This window comes from Brevundimonas sp. Marseille-Q4549 (genome assembly GCF_976940555.1).
In genome coordinates this window covers 441781-460388 of the sequence record NZ_CDRHXG010000001.1, presented here as the reverse complement: position 1 = coordinate 460388, position 18608 = coordinate 441781, and the positions used below count along the sequence as shown (strand labels likewise).

Annotated in this window: 17 protein-coding genes; 11 read left to right on the top strand and 6 right to left on the bottom strand. The window is 68.4% G+C overall.

All coding sequences use genetic code 11. The features are described 5' to 3' along the window. Positions 1–2: 2 nt before the first annotated feature. The 3 genes from lysA (at position 3) to ACWPV3_RS02390 (ending at position 3018) form a co-directional block, all read left to right on the top strand. Complete coding sequence (gene lysA, locus ACWPV3_RS02400) at positions 3–1277, top strand: diaminopimelate decarboxylase (RefSeq protein WP_292088854.1); 1275 nt, start codon at positions 3–5, stop codon at positions 1275–1277. Between the two features lie 46 nt (positions 1278–1323). After that, the gene (locus tag ACWPV3_RS02395; RefSeq protein WP_292088853.1) at positions 1324–1971 is read left to right on the top strand and encodes a hypothetical protein; all 648 of its coding nucleotides are present in this window, start codon (positions 1324–1326) and stop codon (positions 1969–1971) included. 81 nt (positions 1972–2052) lie between these two features. Beyond that, positions 2053–3018 (top strand): cation diffusion facilitator family transporter, encoded by a 966-nt coding sequence (locus ACWPV3_RS02390; RefSeq protein WP_292088852.1) that lies wholly within the window; start codon positions 2053–2055, stop codon positions 3016–3018. 2 nt (positions 3019–3020) lie between these two features. Here the strand turns inward: ACWPV3_RS02390 and ACWPV3_RS02385 are convergent, their stop codons facing one another. After that, positions 3021–3878 (bottom strand): glutamate racemase, encoded by an 858-nt coding sequence (locus ACWPV3_RS02385; protein ID WP_292177667.1) that lies wholly within the window; start codon positions 3876–3878, stop codon positions 3021–3023. 129 nt (positions 3879–4007) lie between these two features. Between ACWPV3_RS02385 and ACWPV3_RS02380 the strand changes: the two genes are divergently transcribed. Both ACWPV3_RS02380 and ACWPV3_RS02375 read left to right on the top strand, forming a co-directional pair. Further along, positions 4008–6200: a M3 family metallopeptidase gene (locus tag ACWPV3_RS02380; RefSeq protein WP_453976696.1), complete on the top strand. Its 2193-nt coding sequence runs from the start codon at positions 4008–4010 to the stop codon at positions 6198–6200. 120 nt (positions 6201–6320) lie between these two features. Continuing rightward, positions 6321–7286, top strand: coding sequence for a magnesium and cobalt transport protein CorA (locus tag ACWPV3_RS02375; protein WP_453976695.1), 966 nt, complete (start codon positions 6321–6323; stop codon positions 7284–7286). Between the two features lie 3 nt (positions 7287–7289). Here the strand turns inward: ACWPV3_RS02375 and ppc are convergent, their stop codons facing one another. Beyond that, a complete protein-coding gene (gene ppc, locus ACWPV3_RS02370; protein ID WP_453976694.1) occupies positions 7290–9989 on the bottom strand; it encodes a phosphoenolpyruvate carboxylase in 2700 nt (899 codons plus the stop codon). Positions 9990–10186: 197 nt separating this feature from the next. Between ppc and ACWPV3_RS02365 the strand changes: the two genes are divergently transcribed. Then, on the top strand, positions 10187–11380 hold the full coding sequence (locus tag ACWPV3_RS02365; RefSeq protein ID WP_453976693.1) for a divergent polysaccharide deacetylase family protein: 1194 nt from the start codon (positions 10187–10189) through the stop codon (positions 11378–11380). Further along, on the top strand, positions 11377–11856 hold the full coding sequence (locus ACWPV3_RS02360) for an RNA pyrophosphohydrolase (protein WP_453976692.1): 480 nt from the start codon (positions 11377–11379) through the stop codon (positions 11854–11856). Before ACWPV3_RS02365 ends, ACWPV3_RS02360 begins: the two co-directional genes overlap by 4 nt. Before the next feature lie 52 nt (positions 11857–11908). Here ACWPV3_RS02360 and ACWPV3_RS02355 read toward each other — a convergent pair whose 3' ends face one another. After that, on the bottom strand, positions 11909–12385 hold the full coding sequence (locus ACWPV3_RS02355; RefSeq protein WP_292088842.1) for an Hsp20 family protein: 477 nt from the start codon (positions 12383–12385) through the stop codon (positions 11909–11911). Between the two features lie 267 nt (positions 12386–12652). On the opposite strand from ACWPV3_RS02355, the gene ACWPV3_RS02350 reads away from it, so the two are divergent. The 3 genes from ACWPV3_RS02350 (at position 12653) to ACWPV3_RS02340 (ending at position 15548) form a co-directional block, all read left to right on the top strand. Beyond that, the gene (locus tag ACWPV3_RS02350; RefSeq protein ID WP_453976691.1) at positions 12653–13489 is read left to right on the top strand and encodes a class I SAM-dependent methyltransferase; all 837 of its coding nucleotides are present in this window, start codon (positions 12653–12655) and stop codon (positions 13487–13489) included. Positions 13490–13581: 92 nt separating this feature from the next. Then, positions 13582–14502: a class I SAM-dependent methyltransferase gene (locus tag ACWPV3_RS02345; protein WP_453976690.1), complete on the top strand. Its 921-nt coding sequence runs from the start codon at positions 13582–13584 to the stop codon at positions 14500–14502. Then, a complete protein-coding gene (locus ACWPV3_RS02340) occupies positions 14499–15548 on the top strand; it encodes an alpha/beta fold hydrolase (RefSeq protein WP_453976689.1) in 1050 nt (349 codons plus the stop codon). The genes ACWPV3_RS02345 and ACWPV3_RS02340 overlap by 4 nt, the downstream gene beginning before the upstream one ends. Positions 15549–16252: 704 nt before the next feature. Here ACWPV3_RS02340 and hisN read toward each other — a convergent pair. Then, positions 16253–17038 (bottom strand): histidinol-phosphatase, encoded by a 786-nt coding sequence (gene hisN, locus ACWPV3_RS02335; RefSeq protein WP_453976688.1) that lies wholly within the window; start codon positions 17036–17038, stop codon positions 16253–16255. A gap of 49 nt (positions 17039–17087) precedes the next feature. Next, positions 17088–17459 carry a helix-turn-helix domain-containing protein gene (locus ACWPV3_RS02330; protein WP_453976687.1) on the bottom strand — a complete coding sequence of 124 codons (372 nt, stop codon included), beginning with the start codon at positions 17457–17459 and terminating at the stop codon, positions 17088–17090. Positions 17460–17622: 163 nt separating this feature from the next. On the opposite strand from ACWPV3_RS02330, the gene ACWPV3_RS02325 reads away from it, so the two are divergent. After that, entirely contained in the window at positions 17623–17877 is a 255-nt protein-coding gene (locus ACWPV3_RS02325) for a GlsB/YeaQ/YmgE family stress response membrane protein (protein ID WP_292177692.1), read from the top strand. A 132-nt stretch (positions 17878–18009) separates the two neighbouring features. On the opposite strand, the gene ACWPV3_RS02320 is transcribed toward ACWPV3_RS02325, so the two are convergent. Beyond that, the gene (locus tag ACWPV3_RS02320) at positions 18010–18519 is read right to left on the bottom strand and encodes a hypothetical protein (RefSeq protein ID WP_453976685.1); all 510 of its coding nucleotides are present in this window, start codon (positions 18517–18519) and stop codon (positions 18010–18012) included. Between the last annotated feature and the right edge of the window lie 89 nt (positions 18520–18608).

Genomic DNA, 18608 nt, shown 5'->3' with positions numbered 1-18608 from the left:
CCTTGCACCATTTCGACCTCAAGGACGGGACGCTGCATGCCGAGGGCGTGCCGCTGGAGTTGATCGCCGACGAGGCGGGCACGCCCGTCTATGTCTATTCGACCGCGACGCTGAAGCGGCACTACGGCCTGTTGCGCGCGGCGGCCGACGCCCACCGCGAGGCGTTGGGCGAGGCGTTGATCGCCTTTGCGGTCAAGGCCAACTCCAACCTGTCGGTGCTGGCGACCCTGGCCAGGCTGGGCTGCGGCGCGGACACCGTGTCCGAAGGCGAGATCAGGCGGGCCCTGGCGGCGGGGGTGCCCGCCGACCGGATCATCTTCTCGGGCGTCGGCAAGACGGACATGGAGCTGACCTTCGCCATCGGGGTCGGCGTGCGCCAGATCAATGTCGAATCCGGCGCGGAGCTGGAGCGTCTGATCGCGGTCGCGGCCATGATGGGGGCGGCGCCCGCCATTGCCATTCGCGTCAATCCGAACGTGGGCGCCGGGGGCCACGCCAAGATCACGACCGGCGGCAAGGGCGACAAGTTCGGCGTTCCAGTGGCCGAGGCGATGGACCTCTACGCCCAGGCGTCGCAGTCGCCGCACGTCACGCCCGTGGGCCTGGCCTGCCATATCGGCAGCCAGATCACCGACCTGGCGCCGCTGGAAGCCGCCTTCCGGGTGCTGGCCGACATGACCCGCGATCTGCGGGGGCAGGGCCATGCGGTCACGCGGCTGGACCTGGGCGGGGGATTGGGCGTGCCCTATTCCGGCGGCAGCGAGCCGCCTTCCCCGGCCGACTATGTCGCCATGGCCGCGCGCGTCCTGGCCGGTCTGGAGGTCGAGGCGGCGTTCGAGCCGGGCCGGCTGCTGGCCGCCAACGCCGGGGTTCTGCTGAGCCAGGTGATCCAGGTCAACGAACGCTCGGACGGGCGGCGTTTCCTGGTGCTGGATGCGGCGATGAACGACCTGATGCGGCCCGCGCTGTACGAGGCCTATCACGACATCCTGCCGGTCACGCCGCGTCCGGGCGGGGCGCTGCCCTACGACGTGGTCGGCCCGGTGTGCGAGACGGGCGACACCTTCGCGCGCGACCGCGCCCTGCCGCCGCTGGAGGCGGAGGATCTGGTGGTCTTCACCGGCGCCGGCGCCTATGGGGCGGTCATGGCCAGCGAATACAACAGCCGGCCGCTGGTTCCGGAGGTTCTGGTCGACGGCGAGAACTGGGCTGTCGTCCGGCCGCGCCCGACCTACGAGGAGATGCTGGACCGCGAACCGTTCGCCGACTGGCTGTGAAGATTTGGGCTCGATTGTTATAAAGTAACGGGATATAGGGCGCGGCATGTCTCCCGGTCCTGACCCGTCCGTCATGCTGTCCCTGCTGGGCGGCGGTTTCGTCGCCGCCTTCCTGCATGCGGCCCTGCCGACCCACTGGCTGCCCTTCACCCTGGTCGGGCGGGCGCAGGGCTGGCGGCCGTCTCGTATCTTGGCGGTCGTGGCGACGGCCGGCCTGGCCCACATCATCGCGACGGCGGCTGTCGGCGCCCTGATCGTGGCGGCGGGCCTGGCGCTGGATCGCTGGATCGAAGGTCTGCTGCCGCATCTGGCGGCGGTGCTGCTGTTTCTGTTCGGCGCCTTCTATCTGACGCGCGCCATGCTGCGTCGCGCCGCTCCGGCCGACGCTGCGCCGCCGCCGGCGGCGGTGTCGGACAAGGCCGCCGTTTGGGGGCTGGTCGCCATGATGGCCGTGTCGCCGGGCGAGGTGCTGCTGCCCATCTATCTGTCTACTGCGCCACAGGGGTTGGGAGCCCTGGCTTTGCTGACCCTGATGTTCGCCCTGGGCACGGTGGCGGGCATGACCGTCTTCACCGCCCTGGCCAGCGCGGGCGCCTCCATCCTGCGGCTGGAGCGCTGGGCCCGTTACGAGGGCGCGGTTCTGGGGGCGGCCCTGATCGTCCTGGGCTTGATCGTGGCGACCCATCAGCACTAGGGCTTTGCATTATATGATAACATTCAATGCGTTATCTTATAGCGACTTGGCCTTTTCCCGAAACGGCGTATAGGCGGGGCCATGAGCGCCCACGGACACAGCCACGCGGATCACGATCACGCCTCCGACCATGACCACGACCACAGAGGTCATGGTCATGCAGGCCACGACCATGGACCCGTCGATACGGGAGATTGGCGCTACGCCGTCGCCCTGGCCATCAACCTGGCCTTCGTGGTCTGCGAATTCGCCGCCGGTTTCGCCGTCAATTCGACCGCCCTTCTGGCGGACGCGGGCCATAATCTGACGGACGTTCTGGGGCTGGCCATGGCCGGCGGCGCAGCCTTGCTGGCCCGGATGGGCGGACACGGGATCGCGGGCGGCCGTCGCACCTACGGACTGGGCAAGGCCACGGTCCTTGCGGCTCTGGGCAACGCCCTGCTGCTGATCTTCGCCTGCGGGGCCATCGCCTTCGAGGCGGTTCGCCGTTTCGCCGAGCCTGCGCCGGTCCATTCGATGACCATCATGGCGGTGGCGGGCGTGGGCTTCGTGCTGAACCTGGCGACGGCCCTGCTGTTCATCCGGTCCCAGCACGACCTGAACGCGCGGGGCGCCTATCTGCACATGATGGCCGACGCGGGCGTGTCGCTGGGCGTCGTTCTGGCCGGCGGCCTGATGATGGCGACCGGTTGGTCGATGGTCGATCCGATCGTCAGTCTGCTGATCGTCGCGGTGATCCTGTGGTCGACCTGGGGGCTGTTCAAGGATTCCGTCAATCTGGCCGTGGACGGCGTTCCGGCCCAGGTGGACGTGATCCGGCTGGAGGCGGCGCTGCGGGAACTGCCCGGCGTCACGGCGGTGCACGACCTCCACGTCTGGGGATTGTCGACCACCGAGACGGCCCTGACGGCCCATCTGGTGCACGAGCGGGCGGACCCTACGGCCCTGCTGAAGGAGGCGCAGGTTCTGGTGCGGACGCGCTTCTTCATCGGCCACACCACGCTGCAGCTGGAGACCGAGGCCCTGCCCGACTGTCCGGACTGCTGACGCTAGGCCTTTTCGAACGTCACCGGCGCGCCCCAGAACTGGGACACCAGCTCCGACTGCGGTCCGGCCTGGCCGGTGGTCAGAAAGTCGCGCCGGCCGCTGTCGCCCAAATCGTATTCGGGGTGCTGCGCGAAATAGCGTTCCAACGCATCCGCTACGGCCGTCGGTTGTTCGATCAGGACGGTCCCCGCCGGAAGGGCCTGGGCGAACAGGTCGGCGACGATCTCATAGTGGGTGCAGCCCAGGATGGCCTTGTCCGGGTGGCGGCCGATGCGACGACGGAGCGCATCGACGTGGTCGCCGATCACCACCTTCAGCTCCTCGGCCGGGGCGCCCAGCTCGATCAGACCGGCCAGGCCGGGACAGGGTTCGGAGAAGACGGCGATGTCCTCGCGTCGCTTGTCGATCTCGATCTCGTAGACGCGGCTGATCGCCGTGGCGGCGGTGCAGAAGACGCCGGTGATGGCGATGGATTCGACCTTCTCGCCCTCCAGCGGGCGCTGGGCCTCGAAGCTCCAGGGCACGCCGGTCGCCGCCTCGATGGTCGGCACGATGATGCCCAGGATGTTGACCGGCCGACCCAGGCGTTCGCGCAGGGCGGGCAGCCAGGTCTGCTGCAGCCGTCGCAGGGCGATGGCCGAGGCGGTGTTGCAGGCCAGGACGACGACCGAGGCGCCGGCCTCGAACAGGCGTTCGCACCCCGCCTGGGTCAGCTGGACGATGTCCTCGCCGCCGCGCCCGCCGTAGGGGGCGTGGGCCTGGTCGGCCAGATAGACGAAGTCCCGCGTCGGGAACCGCCGGGTCAGTTCGCGGTGGACGGTCAGGCCGCCCACGCCGGAGTCGAAAACGCCAATAGCCATGGGGGCGCTTTAGAACAGTGCGACGACGTATCCAACCGGATTGGCGACAAGTTTATCCCCGCGTCAGGTGACGGGGGCGATCCGTGCGCCTAAGTATATCGCAACCATGATCTTGTTTCGGAGCATTCCATGCATAGACGCCAGCTTCTCATCGCGGGCGGCAGCCTGATGGCCCTGTCGGCCTGCGCCACGAACATGACCGGAGAGCCGGGCGCGCCGGGCGCTCCGGGAACGAGTGCTGCCAGCGTCGCCGAAGAGGCGCGGATCGCGCGCGCCGTCCTGCCGGCCCAAGCGCCGCGCGCCGAGTTGCTGCAGGTCTGGACCGGGCCCTACGACGGTGTTCCGCCCTTCGACAAGGTGACGCCGGCGAAGCTGCGCGAAGCCATGCTGGAAGCCATGGAGCTGGCCCGCGCCGACGTCGCCGCCGTGGCCAACAACCCAGAGCCCCCGACCTTCGCCAACACCTTGGCGGCGATGGAGTTGTGGGGCCAGCCGCTGGACCGCGCCTACAATATCTACAGCGTCATGACGTCGAACATCGGCGGGGCCGAATACGACGCCCTGGACACCGAGCTGTCGCCGATGACCTCGGCCTTCTTCGACGAGATCAACTTCAACGATAAGCTGTTCCAGCGGGTCAAGACGGTCGCCGACAACGCCGACGCCATGGGTCTGACGCCCCAACAGAAGCGTTTGGCCGAGCGCCGCCGCGACGCCTTCATCCGCTCGGGCGCGAATCTGGACGCGGCCGGCAAGGCCGAGCTGGGCCGGATCAACACCGCCCTGTCCAACGCCTTCACCCGCTTCGGCCAGAAGGTCGTGGCCGACGAGAACGCCTGGACCCTGATCCCGAACGAGGCCGGGCTGGCCGGCCTGCCCGAGTCGAACAAGGCCGCCGCCGCCGCCGCTGCGCGCAGCCGCAACCTTCAGGGCTGGGCCATCCTGAACACCCGTTCGGCGGTCGATCCCTTCCTGACCTTCGCCGACGACCGGGCCCTGCGCGAGCAGGTCTGGAAGAAGTTCGTCAACCGCGGCGACAACGGCGACGCCAACGACACCAACTCGACCATCGTCGAGATCGTGCGCCTGCGCGATCAGCGCGCCAAGCTGCTGGGCTACAAGAACCACGCCGAACTGCGCATGCAGGACACCATGGCCAAGACCCCGGCCAACGCCCAGCGCCTGATGGACCGCGTCTGGGCCCCGGCCAAGGCGCGCGTGGCCGAAGAGGTCGCCGACATGAAGGCGATCGCCGGGTTCGACATCGAGCCTTGGGACTACCTCTACTTCGCCGAGAAGGTCCGTAAGGCCAAGTACGACCTCGATCAGAACGAGCTGAAGCCCTATTTCGAACTGAACGCGGTGCGCCAGGGCTCCTTCGCCATGGCCGAGCGTCTGTACGGCTTCCAGTTCAAGAAACTGCCCAAGGGAACCGTGCCGGTGTTCGAGCCGGACGTGGAAGCCTACGAGGTCTATGACAAGACCCGCGGCGGCCGTCTGATCGGCCTCTACTACGCCGACGACTACGCGCGTCCGGGCAAGCGGTCGGGCGCCTGGATGACCACCTATCGGTCGTTCTCGCAGCTGGACGGCTCCAAGGTCATCCTGGCGTCGAACAACAACAACTTCACCAAGCCTGAGCCGGGCCAGCCGGTGCTGATCTCTCTGGATGACGCCGAGACCCTGTTCCACGAGTTCGGTCACGCCCTGCACTATCTGTCGTCGGTCGTGACCTATCCGTCCTATGGCGAGACGCCGCGCGACTTCGTCGAATATCCGTCGCAGGTGCACGAACACTGGGTGCTGAGCCGGCCGATTCTGGACGGCTATCTGAAGCACTATCAGACCGGTCAGGCCATGCCGCAGGCCCTGGTGGACAAGATCGAGGCGTCCAACACCTTCAATCAGGGCTATGCGACCGTCAGCTATCTGTCCTCGGCCATCGTGGACATGGACCTGCACACCCAGGCCGTGCCGCCGACCGACATCGACGCCTTCGAGAAGGAAAGCCTGGCCCGTATCGGCATGCCCAAGGAGATCGTGATGCGGCACCGCCTGCCGCAGTTCAATCACCTGTTCACCTCGGACGCCTATTCGGCGGGCTACTATTCCTATCTGTGGTCCGAGACGATGGACGCCGACACCTGGGCCTATTTCGAGGAGTCGGGCGACGTCTTCAATCCGGACATCGCCGGCCGCTTCAAGTCGATCATGCTGGCGCCGGGCAACACCACCGACCGCGCCGAGGCCTATCGCGCCTTCCGCGGCCGCGACCCGGACGTGGCGGCCCTGCTGAAGGTCCGGGGCTTCCCGGTCAACTGAGACCTGCATCGAGACCAGAGATCGCCGCCGGATACATCCGGCGGCGATTTTCGGTTCGAGGGCGTGACGCCGCCGGGCTTTCGCGCTCTAAACGCAGCGGAATTCGGTTCGGAGGACGCCATGCCGGTCGTCGCATCCTATGTCTATCGAGACGGCCATCGGGTCCGCGCGGCGCCGCTCAGCGAGGAGGGGCTGAGGCTGGAGCCGGGTCAGTTCGTCTGGATCGGCCTGGTGGATCCGACGGACGAGGAGTTCGACATCCTGGTCCGCCGCTTCCACCTGCATCCGCTGGCGGTCGAGGACGCGCTAGTGGCGCACCAGATGCCCAAGGTCGAGGTCTATGGCCGCGAACTGTTCGTCGTCGCCCGCACGGCGGCCCGGATCGACGAACGCATCGCCTATGGCGAGACCCACATCTTCGTCGGCGAAGACCATGTCATCAGCATCCGCCACGGCTCCGCGCGCGCCCATAACGCCTTGCGGGCCCAGCTGGAGGCTTCGCCGGGGGAGTTGAAGAGGGGACCGGATTTCGTTTTGCACGGCATTCTGGATTTCATCGTCGACGCCTATTCGCCCATCGTCGACGAGGTCGAGGACAGCGTCCTGGAGATGGAGCAGAAGACGCTGGACGCCTTCCTGACGCGCGCCGAGATCCGCCGCCTGTTCACCGTGCGCCGCGAACTGCTGAAATTTCGGCGCATCCTGGGGCCGATGGAGGAGGCGACGCGCCGCCTGCAGTCGCTGGACCTGCCCTGTATCGACGCCGATGTCCGGCCCTATTTCCGCGACGTCAGCGACCACGTTCAGCGGGTGGGCGCCCGGCTGGGCGGACTGAACGACATCCTGTCCTCGGTGTTCGAAGTCGCCAATCTGCTGGAACAGCAGCGCCAGGGCGGGATCACGCGCAAGCTGGCCTCCTGGGCGGCTCTGCTGGCCGTGCCGACCGCCATCGCCGGAATCTACGGCATGAACTTCGACTTCATGCCCGAGCTTCACTGGCGCTACGGCTATTACGGCGCCCTGGTCCTGATGCTGGCCATCTGCACCGGACTGTTCGTGACCTTCAAGAAGACGAAGTGGCTTTAGGCCTTAGCCGCTGTTCCTCAAGCCAGCCGCGACGCCGTTGATCGCCAGAAGGATGCCTTCGCGGACGCGGGGATCGTCGTCGCCGGCGCGGCGGCGTCGGATCAGTTCGATCTGGACGTGGTTCAGCGGCTCGACATAGGGCATCCGCAGGCGGATCAGCCGGTCCAGCTCGGGCTGGCCGCCCAGCAGCTTGTCGTGCCCCGTCACCGCCAGAACGGCGGCGTGGGTGCGGTCCCACTCGGCCTTGATCTCTCCGTATATGCGCGCCGCCAGCGAGGCGTCGGGGACCAGGGTCGCATAGCGCCGGGCGATGGTCATGTCGGCCTTGGCCATGACCATCTCCATGTTCTGCACTAGGGTCTTGAAGAAGGGCCAGGCCTCGGCCATCGCCTTCAGTTCGTCCATGTCGCAGCCCTGAACGGCCGAGCCGAAGCCGAACCAGCCGGGCAGCATCACCCGGCTCTGCGACCAGCTGAACACCCAGGGAATGGCGCGCAGGTCCTCGATGCGGGGCGAGGCGGTGCGCGACGACGGGCGCGACCCGATCTTCAGGTCGGCGATCTCGGCGATGGGGGTGGCGGCCCGATAGTAGTCGACGAAGCCTTCGGTCTCATAAACCAGCTTGCGATAGGCGGCCATGGACCGGGCCGACAGGTTCGACAGCATCCGCCCGTGTTCGGCCGTGAAGCTTTGGTCGCGTCCGGTTCCAAGGGACGCCAGGACCGCCCCGCAGGTCAGGGCGTCCAGATTCCTCAGCGCGATCTCGGGCTCGCCGTATTTGTTGGCGATGACCTCGCCCTGTTCGGTGGTGCGGATACGGCCCTGCACCGTGCCGTCCGGCTGGGCCAGGACGCCGGCGAAGGCCGAGCCGCCGCCGCGCCCGACCGTGCCGCCGCGGCCGTGGAACAGCTGCAGCCTCAGACCGTGCGCGCGCGTCACCTCGACCAGGGCGCGCGACGCCTCGTGCAGCTCCCAGCCCGAAGTCAGGTAGGAGCCGTCCTTGTTGGAATCGGAATAGCCGATCATCACCTCCTGCACCCCGCGCGCCTGGGCCACGGCCAGGGCCGAGGGTTCCCGCAGCAGGCGTTCCAGGGTCGGGCGGGCGGCGCGCAGGTCTTCGATGGTCTCGAACAGAGGCACGGCCTGGACCGGGCAGGCGGCGGGGTTTTCCGGTCGGAAGAGGCCGACCTCCTTCAGCAGCAGATAGACTTCCAAAAGGTCCGAGGCCGCATCGGTCTTGGACACGATATGGGTGCGGATGGCCTGGGGGCCGAAGGCGGCCAGGGCCTGGGCCGCCGCCTGCAGAATGGTGCGTTCCTTCAGCGTCTCGGGCGCATAGTCGGCATAGGCGCTGAACAGCAGGCGCGGCGAGGCCAGTTCGGCCGCCAACAGCGCCAGCCGTCCCTCCTCGTCCAGGGCGGCGTAGTCCGGACAGACGTCGGCGACCTTCAGCAGGTCTGCGACCACCCGTTCGTGAACGTCGGAGTTCTGGCGCAGGTCCAGCGTGGCCATATGGAAGCCGAACACCTCGACCGCCGTGATCAGGTCGTTCAGCCGGTCGTCGGCGAAGACGGCGCCGTTGTGGGCCACCAGACTGTCGTGCAACACGCGCAGATCGGCCTCGAAGGCGTCGGGCCCCGGATAGGGTTCGGCCTGAACCGCCGGGCGACGCGGCGGCGGCGCGCCGCCCAACGTCTCATGCGTCGCCGCCAGGCGGGCGTAAATCCCGGTCAGGGCGCGGCGATAGGGCTCGTCCGCCCGATGGGGCGACGGATCGTGGGCCGCATCGGCCAGGGCGGTCAGTTCCGGCGAGACCTGGGCCAGGTCGGCGGCCAGGCTGAGCTCGGCGCCCAGGGCGTGCGTCTCGTCCAGATAGAAGCTCAGAACGGCCCGCGCCTGGGTGCGGAAGGCGGCGGTCAGGACGGCGGCGTCGACATTGGGGTTGCCGTCGCGGTCCCCGCCCACCCATGTGCCGACGCGCATGAAGGGCTGAAGGTCCGGCGCTTCCAGCAGACGCCGCCACGCCGCCAGCTGGCGCGGCGCCACATGCAGGAAGATGCGGTCCAGGAAGGAGACGACGGTGTCGATCTCGTCCTGCACGACCAGACCCTGACTACGCACCAGGCGGGTCGCCCACAGGATGACGATCTGGCGGCGCAGCGGCTCGTTCAGCATCGCCGGATCGCAGGCGTCGCCGGCGCGGTCGCAGGCGTCCAGCAGGTCGGATATGGCGGCGATCCGGTCGATCACGCTCTTGCGCCGAACCTCGGACGGGTGGGCGGTAAGGACCGGCGAGATGAGGGCCTCGTCCAGGAGGGCGCGAACCGCCTCGCGATCCACGCCCTGGTCGGCCAGACGCTTCAGCGCGCCCTCGGGCGTGTCGGGCCGGGCGCCCGCCTCGGCCTGGTCGCGGGCGCGACGACGGCCGGCCCGGTCCTCGGCGATATTGGCCAGAAGCGAGAACAGGGCGAAGCCGTGCGCCAGTCCGGCCGCCTGATCGACCGGCAGGGCGGTCAGCAGCCGTTCCAGTCGTTTGGCCGGATGGGACGCCGGGTCGCGGTGATAGGCGATGGAGGCCTGCCGCACCGCTTCGACCTGGTCGAACAGGGCCTGGCCGCCCTCGGCGCGGATGACCTCCCCCAACAGGCCGCCCAAGAGGCGGACTTCGTCGCGCAAGGCGTCGTCGGCGGCGGGGTTGTTCATTGTGGCGTCCTGAGCGTTCGGCGGGGAGGGGCGCATGTGAAGTCGTGCAAACCGTCCCGTCAACGCACGAAACGTGTCCGAGGGGCCAAGTCGGGCGGCAGGTCGGAAATCATGGTGAACCCGCCGTTAGGGTTTATTAACCGCGTCGGGGCGAAGATCGGATGGAAGGATTCCGTCTTCGGTCCCGGCTCTCAACCATGTTCGCCAAACGCCAATCCGCCCTCGCCGCCACCGCCGGTCTCGCGCCCCGTCCGCGCAGCCGGATGGGGATGAAGCCCGTCGTCGCCGCGCTGAAGAAGCCGCCGGTGATCGCGGGCCTGGCCGGCCTGTTCCTTTTGACCACCAGCGCCCTGTTCCTGACGGTGCTGGGCGACCCCCGCGCCGGTTCGCCCTCGGCCCGCGTCGCCCTGGAGCGCGAGCAGGCCGCGCCCGCCCCCGCGCCCTCCGGCTTCGACGCCTTCTCCAGCGGCGCCATGGGCCTGTATCAGAATCTGACCGGCGGCGGCGGCGACCCGGCCGCCATGGGCGGCGAGGCGGTGATCACCCTGCCGGACGGCGCCAGCGTCGCCGGCGGCGGCGCGGCCTATTCGGCGCCCGTCCATGCGGCCTCGCCCCTGGCTCGCGCGCCCATCGCCGGCCTGTCCCAGCCCGGTCCCAACGGCCCCCTGCCCATGATCGCGCCTGACGGCCGGGTGCCGGCCCAGGCCTACGCCCGGCCGTTCCGCCCCAACGGCAAGCCGCGCGTGGCCCTGATCGTCGGCGGCCTGGGCCTGAACGCGGTGACGACCCGGGCGGCCATCGAGCGTCTGCCGCCGGAAGTGACGCTGAGCTTCGTGCCCTATGCCGAGAACCTCCAGTCCTGGATCGACCAGGCGCGGGCCCAGGGTCACGAGGTCATGCTGGAAATGCCGATGGAGCCGACCGGTTATCCCAACAACGACCCCGGTCCCTACACCCTGCTGGCCGACGGCGGTCCGGACGACGTCCAGGCCAAGATGGAATGGCTGCTGGGCCGCGCCACTGGCTATTTCGGCGTGACCAACTATCTGGGCGACCGTTTCGCCGCCTCGGACGCCGGCATGGGCGCCTTCCTGACGATCCTGCGTCAACGTGGGATATCCTTCTTGGACGACGGCTCGTTCCAGCGTCGCCCCGGCGCCTGGGCGCGGGCCAGCGCCGACCGGATCATCGACCAGACGCAATCGCCGGCCGCCATCGTCTCGGCCCTGAACGGCCTGGAGGCCCAGGCCAAGCTGCGCGGCTCGGCCCTGGGAACAGGCTTCTCCTATCCGGTGACGGTGGAGGCCGCCGCCCGCTGGAGCGCCGGGCTGGAGCAGCGCGGCCTGCAACTGGCGCCCGCCTCCGCCATGACGATGCGGCCCGGTCGGTGACGGCCGACCACTCCGCCTACCGCCCCAATGTCGGCGTGGTGTTGTTCAACCGCGCGGGCCAGGTCTGGTACGGTCGCCGTCATGCGACGCCCGGCCCCTATAATTGGCAGTTCCCCCAGGGCGGCGTGGACAAGGGCGAGGACCTGCTGGACGCCGCCGTTCGCGAGCTGCGCGAGGAGACGGGCGTCACCTCCGTCGAACTTCTGGGCCGGACCGAAGACTGGATCCTGTACGACTTCCCGCCCGAGGCGATGAACAACGCCAAGGCCTGGCGCGGCTTCAAGGGGCAGAAGCAGATGTGGTTCGCCTTCCGCTTCACCGGCCAGGACGACGAGATCGACCTCCAGGCCGAGGACGAGGTGGAGTTCGACGCCTGGCGCTGGGGCGATCTGTCGGAGGCGTGCGACCTGATCGTGCCGTTCAAGCGCGACGCCTACGCCCAGGTGGTTGCGGCCTTCGCCCGCTTCACCGCATAGAAAAAGGGCGGCGCGAACGCCGCCCTTTCCCTCAGTCTCGAAGTGCGACGGATCAGGCCGCCTTGGCCGTCGTTTCCATCTCGCCCTCGATCAGCGGCTGGCCGACGCCGATTTCGACGCGGCGGGGCTTCAGCGCCTCGGGCAGTTCGCGCTTCAATGTGATCGTCAGCAGGCCGTTGACCAGGTTGGCGTCGGTGACGACGACATAGTCGGCCAGCTGGAAGCGGCGCTCGAAATCGCGTTCCGCCAGGCCGCGGTGCAGATAGGTCTTCTGCGGGACGACATCGTCGTTGGCGCTCTTGCGGCCCGTCACGGTCAGCAGGTTTTCCTTCACCTCGATGTTCAGCTCGTCAGGGGTGAAGCCCGCGACGGCGATCTCGATGCGATAGGCGTTCTCGCCCAGGGTCTCGATATTGTAGGGGGGGTAGCCGCTGTCCTGGCTCGAACGCGCGGCGTTTTCCAGCAGGTTGGCCAGACGGTCGAATCCGACGGCGGAACGATACAGCGGGGAGAGGTCATAGGTACGCATCAGCACATCCTCCTGAGGATCAGCAAGGTTGAGCCGCCCGGCGATTCAGCCCGGACGGTCGGGTTTCAGACGGGCGGCCCACTATCGGCGCCGTCAGTCCGGAGAGCCCGGTATCGGCGCTCTCGCAAGGTCAGATGGGATGGCCGCGTCAGGCGTCAAGGGGGTCGCGAAACTGGCCTGCGGCGAATCGCCGGAACGGCGGGATCGCGCTATGCGTCGGCCGCCCCGCGCCGTAAGACGGCGCGATCGCTTTTCAGGACATCGCTCATGCGTTCAGTCTTTTCCGGCCTCGCCGTCCTCGCCACGACCGCCGCCTTCGTCGCGACGGCTGTTCCGGCCCTGGCTCAGTCGTCCGCTCCGCCGGCGGCCCAGACCGAAGGCGCCTGGACGCCGCCGCGTTCGGCCCTGTCCAGCGCCATGCCGACCCTGACCGAGGACACGGCGCTTCAGGCGGCGGTGGCGGCGCAGAGCCGACCGGCCGCCGACCGCGCCCGCGACGCCGCCCGTCACCCTTATGAATCCCTGACCTTCTGGGGTCTGACGCCCGGCATGACGGTGGTGGAGATCGAGCCGGGCGGCGCCAGCTGGTGGCGCCACATCCTGGAGCCCTACGCCGCCGCGACCGGCGGCCGCTATGTGGCGGTCGACAAGCCGCTGGAGTCGATGGGCGCGGCCGACGGGACGGCGGACTTCATCCTGGTGGCGCGCGCCTTCCACAACTGGTCGCGCGACGGCCGGACCCAGCCCTATCTGCAGGCCTTCTTCCGGGCGCTGAAACCGGGCGGGGTTTTGGCCATCGAACAGCACCGCAGCGCCGAGGGCCTGAACGTGGCCGATGTCGCGTCGACGGGCTACGTCCCCGAAAGCTACGTCATCCGCGAAGCCCAGAACGCCGGCTTCGTGCTGGAGGCCCGCAGCGAGCTGAACGCCAACCCGAAGGACGATCACGACCATCCGTTCGGCGTCTGGACCCTGCCGCCGGTGCGCAAGTCGGCGCAATCGAACGATCCCGCGGCGCGTCGCCTGACCGCCGAGGAACGCGCCGCCTTCGACGCGATCGGCGAAAGCGACCGAATGACGCTGCGCCTGCGGAAACCGGAATAGACGATCGCGTTTTGACCGGGACGGCGAACCTGACTAATCCCGTCTGACCAAGGTTTGCTGGCGCGGGGGTCGGCGTCCTGCGGGAGTTTTCGATGGTTGATCATCCTGCGGTCTGCGGCGGTCCGTCGCGCCGGTTCCTTCTGGCCGGGGCGACCACCCTTGTCCTGACCGGCGTCGCCGCCTGCGGGCGCAAGGACGACAAGACCCCGGCCGCGCCGGCGCCCGCCGCGCCCGCGGGGCCGCCGGAAGGGTCGCTGGAATGGGCGGTCGCCGGCCCATGGCGCACGCCGCAGGATCGGGCCCGCGACGCCCATCGCCACCCGATGGAGACGCTGCGGTTCTTCGGTCTTCAGCCGCGCATGACGGTGGTGGAGTTCTGGCCCGGCGGCGGCTGGTACAGCGAGATTCTGGCCCCCTATCTGGCGCGCGGCGGCGGGACCTATGTGGCGGCCCTGTTCCCGGAGGGGCCGACCGCCGACCCTGCCCAGGTCACGTTGAACACGGCCTTCAAGACCCGCTTCAGCAGCGACAAGAAGCTGTACGGAGAGCCGCGATTCACGACCTTCGGCGCGACCTCCGGGCCTGTCGCCCCGGCGGGCACGGCGGACCTGTGCCTGTTCATGCGCACCCTGCATGGCTGGATGGCGGCGGGGATCGCCGAAAAGGCCTTTTCGGACGCCTTTTCGGCCCTGCGGCCCGGCGGCGTCCTGGGCGTGGAACAGCATCGCCTGGCGCCGGAAGAGGACCAGGACCCGGTCGCCGCGAACGGCTATGTCCAGGAGGCGTTCGTGCGGCAGCTGGCCCAGGAGGCGGGCTTCGTCTTCGTCGAATCCTCCGAGATCAACGCCAACCCGAAAGACACCAAGAAACACCCCTTCGGCGTCGACACCCTGCCGCCCACGCGCCTGACCGCGCCGAAGGACCAGCCCGCCGATCCCGCCTTCGACCGCGCCAAGTTCGAGGCGATCGGCGAAAGCGACCGCATGACCTTGAAGTTCAGGAAGCCCGAGTGAACCGCGCCCAAGCCTTCGCCGCCAACGCCCCCCTGATGGGAGTTCCCGGCGCCGCGCCCCCGCCGGGAGGCAGGGGCGACTGGTTCCGCGGGGCCGGCGGCATGCGCCTGCGCGCCGCCTTCTGGACCCCGACCCATCTGGCCCAGGGCCAGGCGAGGGGGACGGTGGTCCTGAGCCCCGGCCGCACCGAACCGATCGAGAAATACTACGAGGTCATCGGCAACTTCCTGGCGCGCGGCTGGTGCGTGCTGGCCCACGACTGGCGCGGGCAGGGGCTGTCGGCGCGGCTGCTGCCGGATCGGCTGAAGGGCCACGCCCGCGCGGTGGAGGAGTTCCTGGACGACTACGGCCGGCTGTTGACCGCCTTCGAGGATCGGGCGCCGAAGCCCTGGATCATGGTCGGCCATTCCATGGGCGCCTGTCTGAACCTGCTCAGCCTGGAGGCCGGCGAGGACCGTTTCGCGGGCGCGGTCCTGTCCAGCCCGATGCTGCGGATCAAGACGGGCAAGCGGTCGATGTGGTCGGTCAAGCTGGCGGTGCGCTGGAACATTCGTCACGGTCTGGCGGGCGACTATGTGCTGGGTGATCCGGACGACCCCTTCGATCACAATTTCGAGGAGGACGCCCTGACCTCGGACCGGGCGCGCTACGAGGCGTGGCGTCAGCAGCTGTTCGCCTGTCCGCACCTGGGCATCGGCGGGCCGACCTACGGCTGGCTGGCCTTCGCGCTGGACGCCGGGGAGCGGGCGCTGAAGCCCAAGGCGCTGAAACAGGTGCGAATCCCCGTCGCCATCGTCCAGGCCGACGCCGACGACGTGGTGTGGAAACAGACCAATCGCTGGGCCGCGCGGCGCCTGCCCCGAGGCCGCTATGTCGAGGTCCTGCGCGCCAAGCACGAGGTCATCATGGAGGCCGACGAGATGCGCGCCGAATTCCTGCGCGAGTTCGACGCCATGGCGGACATGGTCGCGCCCCTGTCGGACGCCGCGCGCGACCCGTCAGCCCGCACCGAGGACGTGACCGCCGCGACCCCGTCGGTGGCCTGACGGCGAAATCGGACTCGAAAAAAGACAGTCCGATGAGTCCGATCGGTCCGGTAGGCGTCGCAATGTCAAAGACCGGACGCGGAGCTTAACACGGGCTGCAAGCGTGCTAGGCCGATGGGTGCGAGGCTAGGGATTTCGACTTTGGTTCAAAGGTCGACCTGGCGGAAATACGCGGCTTGGCGGTAGCTGCTCTGTGAGCCTGTATCGGATCCGTTCATGATCCATTGGGACCGTTGGTGGATTGAACCTAGGAGGGCTGATGATCATCGTCACGATGTTGTTCGCTATTAGTCAGGCGGCGCCGCCTGCCGCAGCGCGACCTGAGCCTGTTGTTTGTGAACTATCCGAACGTGATCCAGCGACAGGATCTCGGCTTTGGTGCCCTGCCGAGCTCCGGATAAGAGTGCCGCGAAACCTAATAACGACGATGCCTATCGATGGGATAGGAAAGGGATGGGCGCTGTTGAAGTGCGCTCTAGGCGAACGCGGCGTGACGACGGCATGCAGTCTTGTCGATGAGTCGGAGACGGGTTCTTCGTTCGGCGCATGGGCGATACGCGTTCAGCAAAGAGCGACTGCGCAGACCACCGATGATGGTTTTCCCCCGGCTGGCGATAGCTACTACGCTTTTGCACGATGGGAGGTTCGCTAGCGTTCGCTTCCCACCCATCGCCGACATTCGATCCGTCCGCTCATGCCGCCCGCTAAACCGCCGCCCGCTCCAGCAGCGGCAGGGCCTGGGCGATCAGGCGGGGGTCGCCGACGGCGAGGATCCGGCCGTCGGCGTCGGGCGTCGCGCCGCGCCAGTTTACGACCCGGCCGCCCGCGGCCTCGATAATGGGAACCAGGGCCGACCAGTCCCAGGGCTTCAGGCTGGTCTCGGCGACCAGGTCCATCCGCCCGGCCGCGACCATGGCGTAGGCGTAGGCGTCGCAGCCCAGGCGGGCCAGGCGGGCGGCGCCGCGCAACTGCGTCCAGGCGGCGCCTTCGGCGGCGTCGAAGATGTCGGGGTCGGTGGTCGAGATGACGGCCTCGGCCAGGGTTCGGCACGGCCGCACGGCCAGCGGCGTCTCGGCCCGGCCGCGCAAGAGGCGCGCGCCGGACGGGCCGCCGACGAAGATTTCGTCCAGATAGGGTTGGGCGATGACGCCGACCGTGGGGCGGTTTTCCTGGCGCAGGGCGATCAGCGTGGTCCACAGCGGCAGGCCCGAGATGAAGGCGCGGGTGCCGTCGATGGGGTCCAGCACCCAGACCTGTTCGGCGTCCGGCCGGTCCGCGCCGTACTCCTCGCCGATGACGCCGTGATCGGGATAGCGTTCCGCGATCAGGCGGCGGATGGCGGCTTCGGCCTGTTTGTCGGCCTCGGTGACGGGGTCGAAGCCGGCGGCGCCGCCCTTGTCCTCGTGCCCGATGTCCGAGCGGAAGAAGGGCAGGGTCACGCGCGCGGCTTCTCGCGCCAGTTCGACGGCGAAGGCTTCATATTCGGTCATGGCGCCTCTTAGCGCGGTTCGACCGGCTTGGGCGCCCTCTGTCGCGGGGTCAGGCCGCGACCTCGTCCGAATGCAGGGACTTGGCCAGGTCCAGCAGGCGACGGCGTGGTCGTTCGCCCAGTTGGTAATAGGCCTGGATCAGGTCCAGCGTCTCCTTGCGGGAAAAGACCTCTCCGCCGGCGCCCTCGCGCCGTTCCAACGCCTCCGTCAGGCCTTCGTAGAAATAGGAGACGGGACTCTCCAGCGCTTCGGCCAGTTCCCACAGGCGGGCCGCCGATACGCGATTGGCGCCGCATTCGTATTTCTGAATCTGCTGGAAACGGACGCCGATGCGGACGGCGACCTGCTGCTGCGTCAGGCCCAGCAGGCGACGCCGGCGACGCAGGCGTTTGCCCAGGTGAAGATCGATTTCGGCGGCCATGGCGTCGGCTCCTGATCCCGCTGTCCCGGCGTGGGACGGTTCGCGTTTCAGGACGCAACCCCCGTGCCGGATCGCCTGTGACGAGAATGGGGCGATCGCACGCAACCCCGAGGGCGGACGCGCATTTAGGATGCAGCTTGGCTTTTGAATGGAGGATACGAGCATGGGTTTGGGTCTTATCGGATGGTTGGTCATCGGCGTCGTCGCGGGTTGGCTCGCTGAAAAGGTCATGGGCCGCAATCACGGCCTGCTGACCAATCTGATCGTCGGCGTCGTCGGCGCGCTTCTGGGTGGCTTCATCGCCAACAATCTTCTGGGTACGCCGGTCGGCGGGTTCAACTTCGTGACCCTGATCGTCGCCTTCCTGGGATCGTGCCTGCTGCTGTTCCTGCTGGGCCTGATCAAGCGCCGCGCCTGAGGCCGACGCTTCGAACATCGGAAAGGGCGGCGCTTCGGCGCCGCCCTTTTTGTTGTCGGATCACGCGGTGAAGACCGCGCATGACAAAGGCGGCCGGGATGTCCCGGCCGCCCTTTTCATTCCAGCCCTGAATTAGTTGGGTTGGGTGGGAGGCGTCGTCGGCTCGGCAGGCTCGGTCGTCGGCTCCGTGGTGGGTTCCGTCGGCAGCGGCGGGGTCGGCGCGCTGGTCGGCGGGGTGGTCATGGACGGATCTGAAGCCGGGGGAGCGGCCGGATCGGTCGGTTCGGACGCGGCCGGAGCGCCGGCGATCGGAGCCGCGGCGTCGAATTCGGCCTTGGTGTAGGCCACAGCCACAGCCTCGCCGTCCTGACGGATGCCGGCCAGGGGCACGCCACGCAGTTGACCGTCCGCGCCTCGCACGGTCAGTTCCTGCTTGCCTTCGGCGTTCGTGCGCACACCTTCCAGCTTGCCGAGGTCGCCGTCAGGACCGCGAACCGTGGAGCCCGGCGTCAGCGACAGGCTGGGCTGGGCGGCCGGGGCCGTCGCCGGGGCCTGAGCCGGCTGAGTCTCTTGCGCCAGGGCCGGCGCGGCGGTCAGAACGGTCGCGGCGGCGCTGGCCAGAAAGAAGGTCTTGATCGTCATGGGATGTATCCCCGGTTACGCGGGCCCGACGCCCGCAGGATACAAACTCGCCGTGTTACGGATTGTTTCGTGCGCCCCGAAATGACCCC